The organism is Paenibacillus sp. CAU 1782 (genome assembly GCF_054551715.1).
In genome coordinates, this window is record NZ_JBTOLL010000015.1 from 85,635 (window position 1) to 98,691 (window position 13,057).

At 41.7% G+C, this 13,057-nt stretch carries 17 protein-coding genes; all 17 read left to right on the forward strand.

What is annotated here, in order from left to right; all coding sequences use genetic code 11:
- Positions 1–352: 352 nt before the first annotated feature.
- Positions 353–2,179, forward strand: a complete 1,827-nt coding sequence (locus tag ACX93W_RS21870; RefSeq protein WP_459394491.1) for an S-layer homology domain-containing protein — start codon at positions 353–355, stop codon at positions 2,177–2,179.
- Between the two features lie 711 nt (positions 2,180–2,890).
- Complete coding sequence (locus ACX93W_RS21875) at positions 2,891–3,361, forward strand: GNAT family N-acetyltransferase (protein WP_459394492.1); 471 nt, start codon at positions 2,891–2,893, stop codon at positions 3,359–3,361.
- Between the two features lie 81 nt (positions 3,362–3,442).
- Complete coding sequence (locus ACX93W_RS21880; RefSeq protein WP_459394493.1) at positions 3,443–4,027, forward strand: class I SAM-dependent methyltransferase; 585 nt, start codon at positions 3,443–3,445, stop codon at positions 4,025–4,027.
- A gap of 39 nt (positions 4,028–4,066) precedes the next feature.
- Positions 4,067–4,552, forward strand: coding sequence for a hypothetical protein (locus ACX93W_RS21885; protein WP_459394494.1), 486 nt, complete (start codon positions 4,067–4,069; stop codon positions 4,550–4,552).
- Positions 4,553–4,615: 63 nt separating this feature from the next.
- Complete coding sequence (locus ACX93W_RS21890; RefSeq protein ID WP_459394495.1) at positions 4,616–5,470, forward strand: imm11 family protein; 855 nt, start codon at positions 4,616–4,618, stop codon at positions 5,468–5,470.
- 128 nt (positions 5,471–5,598) lie between these two features.
- Positions 5,599–6,732, forward strand: coding sequence for a serine hydrolase domain-containing protein (locus ACX93W_RS21895; RefSeq protein WP_459394496.1), 1,134 nt, complete (start codon positions 5,599–5,601; stop codon positions 6,730–6,732).
- 103 nt (positions 6,733–6,835) lie between these two features.
- The gene (locus tag ACX93W_RS21900) at positions 6,836–7,309 is read left to right on the forward strand and encodes an NUDIX hydrolase (protein WP_459394497.1); all 474 of its coding nucleotides are present in this window, start codon (positions 6,836–6,838) and stop codon (positions 7,307–7,309) included.
- Complete coding sequence (locus ACX93W_RS21905; protein ID WP_459394498.1) at positions 7,296–7,877, forward strand: histidine phosphatase family protein; 582 nt, start codon at positions 7,296–7,298, stop codon at positions 7,875–7,877. The genes ACX93W_RS21900 and ACX93W_RS21905 overlap by 14 nt, the downstream gene beginning before the upstream one ends.
- A 98-nt stretch (positions 7,878–7,975) precedes the next feature.
- Positions 7,976–8,503, forward strand: coding sequence for a hypothetical protein (locus ACX93W_RS21910; RefSeq protein WP_459394499.1), 528 nt, complete (start codon positions 7,976–7,978; stop codon positions 8,501–8,503).
- 12 nt (positions 8,504–8,515) lie between these two features.
- Positions 8,516–8,785, forward strand: coding sequence for a helix-turn-helix transcriptional regulator (locus ACX93W_RS21915; protein WP_459394544.1), 270 nt, complete (start codon positions 8,516–8,518; stop codon positions 8,783–8,785).
- A gap of 101 nt (positions 8,786–8,886) precedes the next feature.
- Positions 8,887–9,162 (forward strand): hypothetical protein, encoded by a 276-nt coding sequence (locus ACX93W_RS21920; RefSeq protein ID WP_459394500.1) that lies wholly within the window; start codon positions 8,887–8,889, stop codon positions 9,160–9,162.
- Positions 9,163–9,726 carry an ABC transporter substrate-binding protein gene (locus ACX93W_RS21925; RefSeq protein ID WP_459394545.1) on the forward strand — a complete coding sequence of 188 codons (564 nt, stop codon included), beginning with the start codon at positions 9,163–9,165 and terminating at the stop codon, positions 9,724–9,726.
- Between the two features lie 224 nt (positions 9,727–9,950).
- The gene (locus ACX93W_RS21930) at positions 9,951–10,679 is read left to right on the forward strand and encodes a hypothetical protein (protein WP_459394501.1); all 729 of its coding nucleotides are present in this window, start codon (positions 9,951–9,953) and stop codon (positions 10,677–10,679) included.
- 184 nt (positions 10,680–10,863) lie between these two features.
- Positions 10,864–11,280, forward strand: coding sequence for a hypothetical protein (locus ACX93W_RS21935; protein WP_459394502.1), 417 nt, complete (start codon positions 10,864–10,866; stop codon positions 11,278–11,280).
- 57 nt (positions 11,281–11,337) lie between these two features.
- Entirely contained in the window at positions 11,338–11,910 is a 573-nt protein-coding gene (locus tag ACX93W_RS21940) for a histidine phosphatase family protein (RefSeq protein ID WP_459394503.1), read from the forward strand.
- A 35-nt stretch (positions 11,911–11,945) separates the two neighbouring features.
- Positions 11,946–12,485 (forward strand): class I SAM-dependent methyltransferase, encoded by a 540-nt coding sequence (locus ACX93W_RS21945; RefSeq protein WP_459394546.1) that lies wholly within the window; start codon positions 11,946–11,948, stop codon positions 12,483–12,485.
- A complete protein-coding gene (locus tag ACX93W_RS21950; RefSeq protein ID WP_459394504.1) occupies positions 12,482–13,024 on the forward strand; it encodes an ATP-binding protein in 543 nt (180 codons plus the stop codon). The genes ACX93W_RS21945 and ACX93W_RS21950 overlap by 4 nt, the downstream gene beginning before the upstream one ends.
- Positions 13,025–13,057: the final 33 nt, after the last annotated feature.

The following is a 13,057-nucleotide window of genomic DNA, read 5'->3' on the forward strand; positions in this document are numbered from 1 at the left end:
CTCTTTTGTGCACTACCATGTGAACCATCATCATGATGGGAAAATAGCTCTTTGGTGTTCGGCACCTCCCGGAGTTTAAACCTTATTGATTGAATCAAGCCCGGATGTTTATTTTGTCCCCCCCTATGCGGGATATCTGGGTTGGGTGGGGCTTAGGCTCGATCGTCATGCAGAGTGGACAGAGATCATCGGAGTCATTGGAGAAGCTTACTTGAATAGGGCGCCAAAAAAATTCAGAGATCAGTATCACGCAACCAGGCTTGTTGACAAAAATACGTGAGGTGGTACCATGGATAAAAGACTCTCGTAATCCAAATTGAGGTAAATATCGGAGTAAAAAGGAGAACGCATAATGAAGTCTATACATCTTAGAGTATGCACAGTGCTCATTCTAGTCCTTGTATCGCTCAGTTTGTTGGAAGTAAATGTCCATGGCGAAGAAGAAGATCCAAGCTGGAGCACGCAATGGATGGTTAATCTGGAGAAGCATGCAGGAAAGACAATTTATAACCCCGTTTTCCCGCAGTTTAGTTCGGACGGTACCACCTATCTCAAGTTAGCTCCCGATGGAAAAGGAATCGATTATGCGGACTATATCGCTATATCGCCAAACGGAGACGTGAAATGGACTTATCGGTCGCCTATCAAAAATTTAGAATATATGAATACGAAACCATTTGAGGTCGATGCGTTAGGGAATTTATATCTGCATTATTTTTCAGAGGATTCAGGCTTAACCGTACATAAAATCGGACCAAACGGGAAGCTATTGAAGAAGTACGCATTACCGGATGCCAAGGAGAAAAAAAACGGACTGCAATTGCGTTATCAGGATGATGGCACTGTGCGTCTGGCACAAACCTATGAAAACGGCGATGTAAAGCTGTTTCTTCTAACCAAAGACGGCGAGGTATCCTGGAGCAAAAAGGTGAAGACGGACTATACCCAGGGTTGGGCTGACCTTATGACAGGTGTGAATTTTGTTGGCGACAATTTTTTAGTGCATCAAGCCAAGACGGTTGAACTTTTTGATAAAAAGGGAAACAAACTATTTAAACGAACCAAACCCGATAATGAATGGCTCACCCTCAATGCTGCTAGTGATGGACATTTCATAGGAACGTCTATCATTATTGATCCCAAACAGGGTAACAAAACCATTAGTAAACGTTTGGTTGGTTTTGATCGTTCGGGTAAGCAGCTGTGGTCTATTAAACTGGCTGATGGCGCCCTATTATTTCAATTGCAGGATCATTTCATTTATACGGTTACGGATGATGCTAACTGGATCACGAAACTAATTAAGGTCGATCCCTCCAATGGAAAAACATTAGCAACGTATACGCCAAAGAAATTTCTTATGTTCAACAATGAAAATTATTCTAATTTTCATCGAGATTATTATAATGATCCCTTTTTTGATATCACCCAGTTCTCCGGGTATGGCGTAAAGGAACCGCAGAGAACCTTGCTGGATCCAGCTACCTTGAAGGAAATACCGATAGTGTTTGAAACAGTCTGGGCGGAAAGCGGCCATATCCGTGCCTCGATGCAGGAGTTGTACCGTCAACAAAATGGCGAGACCTTTGCTATTTTGTGGAACGGACTTGAGGTTAGGAAAATGGTGCTTCATTCTGCTGGAGATGGTTTGAATTCTGGCCAATCTCCTTCAGCGCTTTTCAAGGATGTCCAGCATCATTGGGCACGCGAGGCTATTGAGCTTGCGGTAAAGGAAAAGGTCATCAGCGGTTACTCGGACGGCACCTTCAGACCGGATCAAAATGTTACGATGCCGGAATTTTTGACCATCCTGTTGCGTTCCTATGGCGTGATGGTTGAAAGCTCGAAGCCCGGTCAACCTTGGTATGATGGGGTCATTTCTTATGCCAAAGAGAAGAACTGGAACGTAGGCGATCAACTGACTCAGCCAATTACAAGAGGACAAGTAGCCCGACTGATCGTAAACACTGCCGGGGAAAACTACAATTTGAATGATTCCATTACGTATGTTCTCCATTCAGGCATTGCAAGCGGCAAAACCGACAAAACCATTGCAGGTTACCAGCCGCAGGATCGACTAACTCGTGCAGAAGCGGTTGTATTAATCGCAAATATAAAAACAAAGTTAAGTGAACTAAAGGAAGCGCCAATCGAAGAATCCGCTGCCAGCCCCCACTAGCCCAAAGGGGCTGTCCAAAAAGCCGATCCGCGTATCTGATTCAATTAAAAACGCTAATGGACATCCGTGTCCGTTAGCGCTTATTTTTTAGCTTTTTGCGTTTGTAACGGACATGGATGTCCGTTACAGTGAAAATTATCCAATAATTACCCATTTTAGGGCTCTAACGGACATTGATGTCCGTTAGAATTTCAAAATCTGCGTTTTACGCGTCTAACGGACTTCCGTGTCCGTTAGAGCGTTTGACTTTTTGGACAGCCCCTTCGACTATAGAGCCAGGATCTAGCGTTCTACCGAAAACCGGAGGGGAGTCCACTGAGTAAAATCTTAAATTGACGCAGAGTATGGAATGTGGATATTTGAAAGGACGGACAGGGAATCGTATCAGTACTTATATGATATGGCTGATATGATCATATACCTTGATCCACCGTTGTGGATACGCAGAAAAAGAATCATCACCCGGTTTTTAAAGCAACGGTTGAAGCTTGAGCAATCCCACTATAAGCCGGATTTGCAAATGCTAAAAATGATGTTCAAGTGGACCAATGACTATGAACACAATCGGAAAGAGATGGAGAAGAAGATGGCAGTTTATAAAACCAAATTATTTAGAATATGTGATAAAAAATCACTGAAAAATGTACTGAATTCATTCACTGTATAAGAAGGAAATGAAAGATTACTTGCAGATTAGAGGCGGTGCAGCTATTGATTCGTTCTTTTACTTCAGATGACTTCAATTACATAATGGAATCCCACGTTCGAATATACCATCATGAATATCAATTTGATGAATCTTTTAAAAGCTTTATATCGAATGCCATCCATTCTTTCAGAGAGAATGTGGACAAAGAGAAAGAAATGGTTTTTATTCTGGAGCTGGACGGAAGGCCAAAAGGAAGTATAGGAATTACCAGGCTAAGCGACGATACAGCCCAATTGCGATGGTTTCTTCTCGAAACGGAAGCACGAGGCAAAGGTTGGGGAGGAAAACTACTAGAAGAAGCATTGAAATTTGCTGAAGCAAGGCAATATAAAAAGATTACCTTGTGGACTAATCAGAAATTAACGGCTGCAAGGAGCCTCTATGAGCGGTACGGCTTTAGCATAGTTGAAAGCAAAGTCGAGATACTCTCAAATCAGGAAATGATCGAAGAACGCTGGGAGTATCAATTTTAAGCGGCGGAGGATTAAACATGGAAGATTGGAAAAGTGGATGGATCTGAGTTAGTAGAGATCAATAAGTAAAAGGATGATCGTATGGGCATCTTGCAAAAATTGATTGAACAAAGTCGTCTGCCACACGGTTTTATTGGTAAAGTGATGTTGAAAATTATGAACAACGCCCATAAAGAACTGACGCTTTGGGGGATCTCCAAGCTCTCAAAAGGAAAAAACGTGTTGGATGCAAGCTGTGGCGGAGGGAGCGCAATTGGTTTATTATCCAAAAGCGGTAAGTTTGAGCGCATTTACGGAATTGATCTTTCCCCGGAAGCAGTGGCTTTGGCCAGCGACCATAACAAGGACTTAATAGAAAAAGGCGATGTCTATATTCAGCAGGCATCAGTGTTAGAGCTTCCTTTTGAAAATGATTATTTTGACGCAATAACAACCTTCCAGTCTCATTATCATTGGCCTGATATTTTGCAAGCTGTTCAGGGAATCCGACATAAACTTAAAGCGGGAGGTCAATTTGTTTTGGTGGCTGAGAAATATAAAATTGAATATCACATGAAGGAATACAATAATGCTGGGCTTACTGGAAATCTACTATTAGACGCCGGATTCAGAAATGTCGAGCTTTTTGAAAGCGGTAAACATATTTGTGTTTCGGGGATAAAATAGGGTTGTTCCTAAAATAGTCACAGTAGGAGCTGATAAGTATTGAAGTCATATTCGTTATTTCAACTGATTCTTATCTCTGTGCTGCTCTTGGGTTGTACGAATAAAGGATCAATTGAAATGGACTTGTTGCTGCTTAAAACAGATGACTATGAAGGCGTTATTTTAACAAATAGCAAGCTAAGTGATTGGACGCCGTCAATAGAGATGATAACTCAATTTGAAGAAGGGATAGGAGAGTATCTTGTTGATCTAATTAATAGCGGTGGTATGGATCAAGCGGGTATGACTTACAATACTGAGGAACTTGTGCACATTGCAAATTATATAACAACTTATAAAAGACAATATATCGGAATCAATAGACCCAGTAAGTCAACAATGTATTGTAATTTTCTAAGCATAAGTAATGAAGATTGGAAAGAAAATTACATACAAGTGAATGATGGAGGAGCCGCCTTTTTCTCAATCAACTATGATGTTGAGGGAAACAGATACTTTGATTTAAAGATAAATGGAAGCTCTTGATTAAAAGAGCGTTTGTAGAATGATACAAAAAATAGTAGAACTAAATTCAAGGAGAGTGTTCATATGAAAATTTATTGGCTTGATTATCACCCGGCGTTTAATAGGGTGGACGTAGAAGACCGTGATGATCATGAGAGTATGATCCAATTGCTGAAATCAGAAGGTTCCGTTTTAAATGAATGGAATCCAATACCTGTAACCTATAAAGATAACAACAGACCATCCGATTTTTTAGGAACAATTGAAGGTTGTCTTATTGTAAGCGCTAAAGTAAAGGAATTACTGACCGATTCAAACGAACGATTCGAGTTTTTACCTCTGCAATGTCAGTTCCAATGTTATATTTTGAAGGTTCTTAGCGCTACAGATTGTATCGATAGTGAAAACTCAAAAATGAAACCACCCGGTTACATCAGAGATATCTTTGATATTTGTGAACAGGTTGCCCTCCTTGAAGAGAGAGTGAAGGGATATGATATCTTTCGAATTAAGCCTCCAGTTGGAGAGAAGGTAATTAATCAAGTGTTTGTTTCAGATGAAATCAAGGCAAAAATAGAGGGTAATTCAACAGGGTACCAGTTGCTTGAAATCTGGGATTCTCATTTTTCATGGAAGCAAAAGGAAAGCCAGTTCAAAGCCATGTGCAGAGATGTTGATAATACGTTGGTCGAAACGTTTGATTTTGGAAAAGCAGTGAAATATGTTCAAAAAAACAAAGGCAAACAAGCCTATAGCGGAGAATGGTCTTTAAAAGTTGATGATAAGAATGAGATATTGTTGGGGCGTCTGCTAATAGATGGGACTTACTCATGGATTAACCCTATGTATTATCCGCCAATTATATTGGGACTAACATGGGGCATCACGGAACGAAATAAATCATTTTTTGGCCGGCTTATGGCAGGCATGCAAAAATAGAACAGGTAGGCTTCGGGTCATAAAGCAGCTTTGGGTATGCAAAGGAATGTGATAGTAGTCAATGTCGACAAATGGTCGTATAGTTATCATATAGTCTTATACGATAATTACATAGCAGGAGGGGCAAAATGGATTTTAAACCGCTCGCTTCATTTATTGACCGTATCACTTCCTGGAGGATTCCATGGGCAGAGGTGCTGGTCATGCATCAGAATGAAACCGTATTCCGCTATCGTAACGGATTCGCTAATTTGGAGGAAAAAACGCCTATTGGTGACGGGGCCATCTTCAATCTTTACTCCATGACCAAAATCATGACCTGTGTTGCAGGTCTTCAGTTGGTTGAAAAAGGGCAAATGCTGCTTAGCGATAATTTATCCGATTACTTGCCGGAGTTTGCCGAAATGACCGTAAGGAAGACGTTGTCTAACGGGGAGGTCAGGCTGGAGAAAGCGGAAAGAGCCATTACGGTCAGAGACTTATTTACGATGACAGCCGGGTTTTCCTATGATGTTGGCACGCCATCCCTTCAAGAAGCAATTAAGAGTTCCAACGGCACCTTATCGACGCGCGATTGCGTGAAAGCAATGGCAAAGGAACCGCTTTTGTTCGAACCGGGAACCCATTGGCACTATAGCTTTTGTCACGATGTGCTGGGAGCTTTGGTTGAGGTTGTAAGCGGCAAACGCTTTAGCGTTTATCTGCAGGAGCACATTACCGGCCCGCTTGGTATGAATGATACGGCCTTTCGTTTGAATAGTGAGCAGCAGACTCGCCTGATTCCCCAGTATATGTATAATGAAGAGCTTGAAAAAGCCGTTCGGGAAGATGGGAACGGATTCTATTTTAGCACGGAACTAGAGAGCGGCGGTGCAGGCCTATTGTCTACGGTTAGCGACTACGCGCTGTTCCTGAATGCGTTGACGCAACGCGGCACAAGCCCGGAGGGCGTACGTATTTTGTCGCAGGCTTCAGTGGATCTGATGCGAACCGACCACCTAAACGATATTACGCGCGGTGACTGCTCATGGGATCATATGCAGGGGTACGGTTATGGCTTGGGTGTTCGCACACATGTATCCAAGGCAATAAGCGGTTCGCTAAGTCCTCATGGAGAGTTCGGATGGAGCGGTTTGGCTGGTTGTTTGGGTATTATTGATCCAGATTCCGGACTTACAGTCATGTATGCCCAGCACCTGTTGAACAGCCAAGAGAATTACGTTCAACGGCGTTTACGGAATATTGTGTACGGCTGCTTGTAAGGGAATACGAAACTACAAAGCAGCAGAAGAGCCTTTAAACCACATCAAGTGGAATAAAGGCTCTTCTTATATGCTGAAACTTACACGTTGGAGGTAAATGGACATGGACGAATATATGAAAGAGATGAGAAGGTTAGTTGGAAGTCGTCCTATTTTGATGTGCGGTGCTAGCGTGATTCTCTATAACTCTGAGGGTGAAGTGTTAATGCTGCACAGGACGGATAACGATAGCTGGTGTTTTCCTGGAGGGGCTCTTGAACTTGGGGAAAAAGTCGAGGAGGCGGCGGCAAGAGAAGCTTTTGAAGAAACAGGGCTAACTGTTGATAAATTAACGTTGTTTGGTGTTTTTTCAGGAAAGAACATGTACTACAAGTACCCGAATGGAGATGAGGTATATAACGTGGATATTGTTTTCAGCAGCAAATCCTATACCGGCGATATCAGGGTAAATGTCGAGGGGCAAGAGGTCCGATTTTTTCCGATCGATGTGTTGCCCGAAAAGATAAGCCCGCCTGTTTTACCAGTAATCCAGGAATTAATGAAAAGAAGAATGGAGTTTCATAATGCCGATGACTAATCCCAATACCATTATTTATTTTGTCAGGCATGCAGAATCATTTTATATTGCCGGAGAGGAACGTTCACGAGGGTTATCTCCAAAAGGGAAAAATGACGCACTCAGAGTTACTGCGAAATTGGAGCAAGCAGGTATTGAGATCTATCTTTCAAGCCCGTATGAACGAGCTATTCAAACGATAAGCGGCGGTGCTGCTAAACATAATGATATTGTACTTGTAGAGGACTTAAGAGAGCGGCATGTTGGCAGAATACCCGAGGGGCATGGCACCTTTAAAGAGGCCAAATTTATGCTGTATGATGACTTTCAGTATTCTTTTCAGGATGGAGAATCTTCGCTACAGGCTCAACAACGAGCAGTAAAAGCGCTTTTGCAATTGCTGAAAGTTTATGAAGGTAGGAAAATTGCAGTTGGTACTCACGGTGATATTATGACGTTGATGCTGAACTATTTCGATAAAACCTTCCACTACGATTTTTGGAGATCGACTACAATGCCCGATATCTATAAGCTTGAATTTGAAGGGGATGCTTTAGTGCATGTAACGAGAGAATGGAGCGAGCTATGATCAGAGACCGGTAAGAAGTTTAATACCAATCTTGTAATGAGAATGATTATCGAATATAATAACCCCGATTCAGAATGGGCTATCACGAGGTGTAGGCATTGAATTGGGATGAACAAATGCAGCTGTGGAATCAGGCGGCCGCCAATATATTGGATGTCCGGCACAATGTGCTATGGGAAGGTCAGGACTTAACCTCCTATCAGCTTCCGGCAAATATCTTCTTGCTTGTGGTAAGCGGCAGTGCGTACGTGCGGATTGATGAGCGAAAATATTACCTCAAGCGCCACCATCTCCTGCATGCAGGAAAAGGGATGGTTGTAGACATTATGCCCGCCAAACATGAGTTTTCTTACTATTTTCTTTACTACAAGGCTGTGCTGCCAACACCCGCAGTTTTAACAAAACGTGCCCAATTGCCGCAACCCTTTGGGTTTGTTTATCACGTGATTCTACCTGAGCCTGGGCTCCTGTATAGTCAGATGCGTCGCATGTATGAGGAATGGCAACAAACCGGTTTACTGGCTCAAATTCGAATGAAGTCGATGCTATTTGAATTTATATACGAGCTATTCAGTCAAATTCAAAATGCAAGGGATATGGGTGCCCCGTCAGATCTTGTGGCTTAGGGACTTCGCTACATTCACGAACATTACACAGAAACCGTAACGATGGAACAGTTGGCGGAACTGCTTGGATGCAGCAGCAGCTATATGTACAGGCTCTTTAAGTCGGAGATTGGCAAAAGCCCAAACGATTATATGATCGGGCTGCGGATGGAGCAGGCATGGCAGCATTTACTTACGACGGGGCTTACTTTACGTGAAATCGCTCTGGCTGTTGGTTATTCCGATGTCTATTATTTCAGTCGGCTATTCCAAAAACAGTTTGGCATATCGCCGCAAACGTAGATAATAAGGGAAGCAATGCATCTCCGACAGCAAGTACGACGGCATCCGCGAATGCAAGCACCGATGGCAGCAATGATGCGGAAACAAGCCCTGCGACCAGAATGTATACTCATAAATACGGAGAAACAGAAATTCCGGTCAAACCGCAACGCGTTGTTACGGCCTATCATTTGGGCCATATGTTGGCGCTGGGAGAGCGCCCGCTTGGCGCAGCGACCTATATTCTGCAATATTCCGAAAGCGCAATGGATACAACGGGCATAACGGATCTTGGAGCTCCGCTTAGTCTTGAGTTGATTGCAAGCCTGGAGCCGGATTTGATTATTTTGATCGAAGCTTACCTGGAGCCAAGCGGCGGATATGAAGGCTTTAACTAAATCGCACCAACCGTCGTCATTGAAGTCAATCAGGATCCGGTAAAAGATATCCGGTTGATCGGCGATTTATTAGGCAAGCAAGAAGAGGCTGAACAGTGGATTACGGGATATAATGAGAAAATAGCTCAAACAAAAGAGCAGATTCAGCAAGTTTTTGGTCCTGATGAAACGTTTACGATCCTGAACGTCCGCAGCGAAACATCAAGAATGATCTACCGTGACCGTAATATGGGCGGTAATATTTTGTACTCGTATTGGGGATTAAAGCCGCAAGAGAAAGTGCTTGAAGATGTGATTAACGGGATTCTAGACGAGTCGTCTTATCTGGACATATCCGAAGAGGTAATTCCGGAATACATCGGCGATCACCTCGTGTTGGCATCGGACGAAATCGCTCAGGATTCCGTGAACAAGCTGATGGAAAGCCCGATGTGGAAAAATCTTGATGCTGTCAAAAACAATCATGTCTACCAGATCAATTTTGACCAATTCCTGTTTAATGATCCCATCTCGGCAATGAATCAAGTCAATATTCTGATGGACGTGTTGATCCAAAGTTATTAAACTTAAATAAAGTTAAAGTGCTTTTCACCTACAGTTTGTAACAAGCTGTAGGTTTTTTGTTTAGGGAGGTAGTATAAATGTTCTACTTAGGCGAACAGTAAGTTATTTTAAATCCTTGATTAACATTTGTGTAAATGGTAAATTAAAAAAGCGACATTTTAATGATCTTTTTATTTTGTTTTTATATTGTCACTTCAGGCGATGAGAGAGGATAGGGCAATGACATGATCAAAGACTTTGAATGGTATTTAAATGAGTATAAAACCAGACATAACTTGACCACAGAGGATTTAGCCTATAGGTCAGGATATTCTAAATCCTATATTGGCAAGATACTAAGGAGTGAAATTGAACCTGCTTATAGTTGCATAAAAACAATTATTAATAGCCTGGAATTTTCCGAGTATAGCGGTTTAGTAGCATTTTACCGCTATAAGGGTTTTGTTAAATTAGGTTCTGAAATTCATGGATATGAAATACCAGAAGCTAATGCTATAGCAGCAATAGAAACGGGGAGGTATAAAATTTCCTCTATATGGAGATCATTCCGTCCAACCTATAAGAATTTTGATGAAGATCATAAAGACCAATTTCAGAGTTTATCTCATTTATCTGTTGAAACTGATATAAAAGAAGAAAGATTGAAGGAGATTATAGATAGCTGCGATAAAGATCCTCAATTTCCTATCACTATAATGGAAGTTGTCCAGATTTGCCATGTAATGAATAAAAAATGGCATGAGTTGTTTGTACTATCATGTTCGGATATACATAATAAAGATATTGTTCATGTCGCGGTTACTCTGGATATGTTTGTTGAGAAGGAAAAGCTTCGACTAGTCAATCATTTTAGTGAAAAAATGAAAGATGACCTGAGTGCTGATGAAGTTACTTATCTAAAAGAAATGCTGAAAATTTATCGAAATCTAAAACTGAAGCCTACAAATAATTAGGCTATAACATGAGCTGCTTGTGAGAAGAAAACACTCTTTTCGTATAGCGGCTTTTTTGTTTCCACATCAGAAAAATGAAACAGATCAAGAAAAAATAGGATATACTGGAATGGGAGATTTGTATTGAAATGCAGGCTTATAGATCTGGTAGAACAAGATACTTGATGGAATTGGGAGAAAAATAATGATAGATGTCTTCGTGGAGAATGTTAAAGACAGCGATGAGCGCTACAAATGCTATACATTAAAAAATGCAGTGCAGATATTTAATCAGATCATTTGCGATGAGAATTTAGATGATGTTCGAATCTATATATCTACTGAAGTTGATCTGTATTCCATTTCACCTAATGTTGAATCTTACATCAACTGGTTTACTCAATGCGAGACGATTGTTCGGCATTTTTACGAAAATGAGCTGCAACACAAAACACCCCAGAATTGGTTTAATGAGATTGAAGTTTATAACGTGGACATCACGTTTAACAGCTGTGAGGATTACGGCGCAACAATAACTTGTGGAGACAATATCCTGCAAGATCATATTTTGAGCATAGATTTTGATCGAGAGCAAATATCAGTGATTAATATAAACGGCTAACCGATCTCTTCAAATGAATATATTGATGAACATTATGGCATGAGGAGAATTCACGGCATGTATACATACATTTATATGGTAAGGCATGGAGAATCGCCAAAGGCCGAAGGAAACGAACGCACCCGTGGATTAACGGAAAAAGGTGCAGCTGATGCAAAACGGATTACGAGTCTACTTCAGCGGGAGGGCATCGATGCTTTTTACTCAAGTCCATATTTACGAGCCGTACAAACGGTAGAAGATTTGGCAGGGAGCCTAAGCTGCGAAGTCGAGCTGGTTGAAGAGCTTAAAGAGATTGTCTTTTTAAGCGATGACAAGATTATGCCCGATCATGAACTGTACCCGTTGGTTAATAAGATGTTTATAAATCGGGAATTGTCTTCGCCGGGTGAAGAAAGTGTTGTGGATTGCCAGCGACGATCAGTAGCCGTTCTTGAGGAGATTTTGAAGAAAAATAACGGCCAAAAGGTAGCTATAGGCACCCACGGCGCAGTCATGACATTAATGATGGAACATTTTGATCCACAATATGGCTTTGAATTTTTGATGAAAACATCAAAACCTGATGTGTACAAAATGACTTTTGAAGGCGAAAAACTTTTACATGTGGATAGATTGTGGGAGAAATGATGTATAAGCAAACCTAATTGGGAGGGATTGGATTGGTGGAGCGGTTGTTTGACCCAATGAAACATCCGGAGTGGATTCAGCCGCAGACAGCAGAGTGGTATGAGAGGTTGTCGATAGAAACCGGTGAGTATAAATATCCATGGAAATCGGTTTTTGATGAACCGTCAGCTGAGAATATTTTTGGGGACAAAATTATGTCTAGAATAAATATGGAAACCCGCGTCTTGGATGTAGGCTGCGGCCATGGCCATTTCACGAGAAGGTTTGTTGATCAAGCAAAACAAGTCATTGGCATTGATAGTATTGACGGGTACATTGCATCGGCAAAGAAAGAAATCCATGAGCATGGTTCATTGGAATTTCTTGTCGTGGATGCACATCAAACGTTGCCGTTTCCTAACGCTTCATTTGATATTATTTATAGTAAAAAAGGGCCTTGGTTATTTCACCATGGCATGGGTGAAGGTCACCGAATTATCAAGCCTGGCGGCATTGTGTTTGGGTTATACCACTGTGGAACCGACGGAGGGTTTCGGAGTATGCTCCCGGGTAAAGTTTGGAGGCTGATAATATGAAACGGCGAGTGATCATGACCGTAGGAAAGACGCACAGCGGGAAATCGACTTTTGCACGGGAGTTGGAAAAGCAAATAAACAACTCCATCATCATCGATCAGGACAACCATGCGGAATTCATCAATGCTCACTATATAAATTTAAGGCCTGTTGAAGGACCAAATACGATTAAATATGCGATAACCCGGACGATTATCGACTACGCTGTTCAACATACGAATCGCCACCTCATCCTCTGTAATTCCAATCGAAATCGTCATGGTCGAGAGGAGATTCTGTCTTATTTTCACAATAAGGACTTTGAAAGCATACTTGTCTTTTTTGATATACCGGATGCAGTTCTTCAAGAGAGAATATCCGTTAGTGGACGGAGTCACAACGTGTTTCGGGCGGCCTCAAGCTTCGGGGAAGTGTTAAACAGGCAAATCGCTTTAAGGGAGCCTGATCCAGAATCCGGCGAGGCCGATCATTTTTTTGTCATTCGGGATTCAAGCGAGGTTCAGACTGTTATAGAAAAGATTATGGAGTTCAGCCGGTGATGATTCGTAATAGATTCATTTTTAAAAGAAAGG

Excerpts from the sequence above, each read along its gene's own strand:
- ACX93W_RS21880 (WP_459394493.1), top strand. The coding sequence starts at position 3,443 with ATGGGCATCTTGCAAAAATTGATTGAACAAAGTCGTCTGCCACACGGT.
- ACX93W_RS21950 (WP_459394504.1), top strand. The coding sequence starts at position 12,482 with ATGAAACGGCGAGTGATCATGACCGTAGGAAAGACGCACAGCGGGAAA.
- ACX93W_RS21940 (WP_459394503.1), top strand. The coding sequence starts at position 11,338 with ATGTATACATACATTTATATGGTAAGGCATGGAGAATCGCCAAAGGCC.
- ACX93W_RS21930 (WP_459394501.1), top strand. The coding sequence starts at position 9,951 with ATGATCAAAGACTTTGAATGGTATTTAAATGAGTATAAAACCAGACAT.
- ACX93W_RS21895 (WP_459394496.1), top strand. The coding sequence starts at position 5,599 with ATGGATTTTAAACCGCTCGCTTCATTTATTGACCGTATCACTTCCTGG.
- ACX93W_RS21935 (WP_459394502.1), top strand. The coding sequence starts at position 10,864 with ATGATAGATGTCTTCGTGGAGAATGTTAAAGACAGCGATGAGCGCTAC.
- ACX93W_RS21870 (WP_459394491.1), top strand. The coding sequence starts at position 353 with ATGAAGTCTATACATCTTAGAGTATGCACAGTGCTCATTCTAGTCCTT.
- ACX93W_RS21905 (WP_459394498.1), top strand. The coding sequence starts at position 7,296 with ATGCCGATGACTAATCCCAATACCATTATTTATTTTGTCAGGCATGCA.
- ACX93W_RS21920 (WP_459394500.1), top strand. The coding sequence starts at position 8,887 with ATGTATACTCATAAATACGGAGAAACAGAAATTCCGGTCAAACCGCAA.
- ACX93W_RS21890 (WP_459394495.1), top strand. The coding sequence starts at position 4,616 with ATGAAAATTTATTGGCTTGATTATCACCCGGCGTTTAATAGGGTGGAC.
- ACX93W_RS21900 (WP_459394497.1), top strand. The coding sequence starts at position 6,836 with ATGGACGAATATATGAAAGAGATGAGAAGGTTAGTTGGAAGTCGTCCT.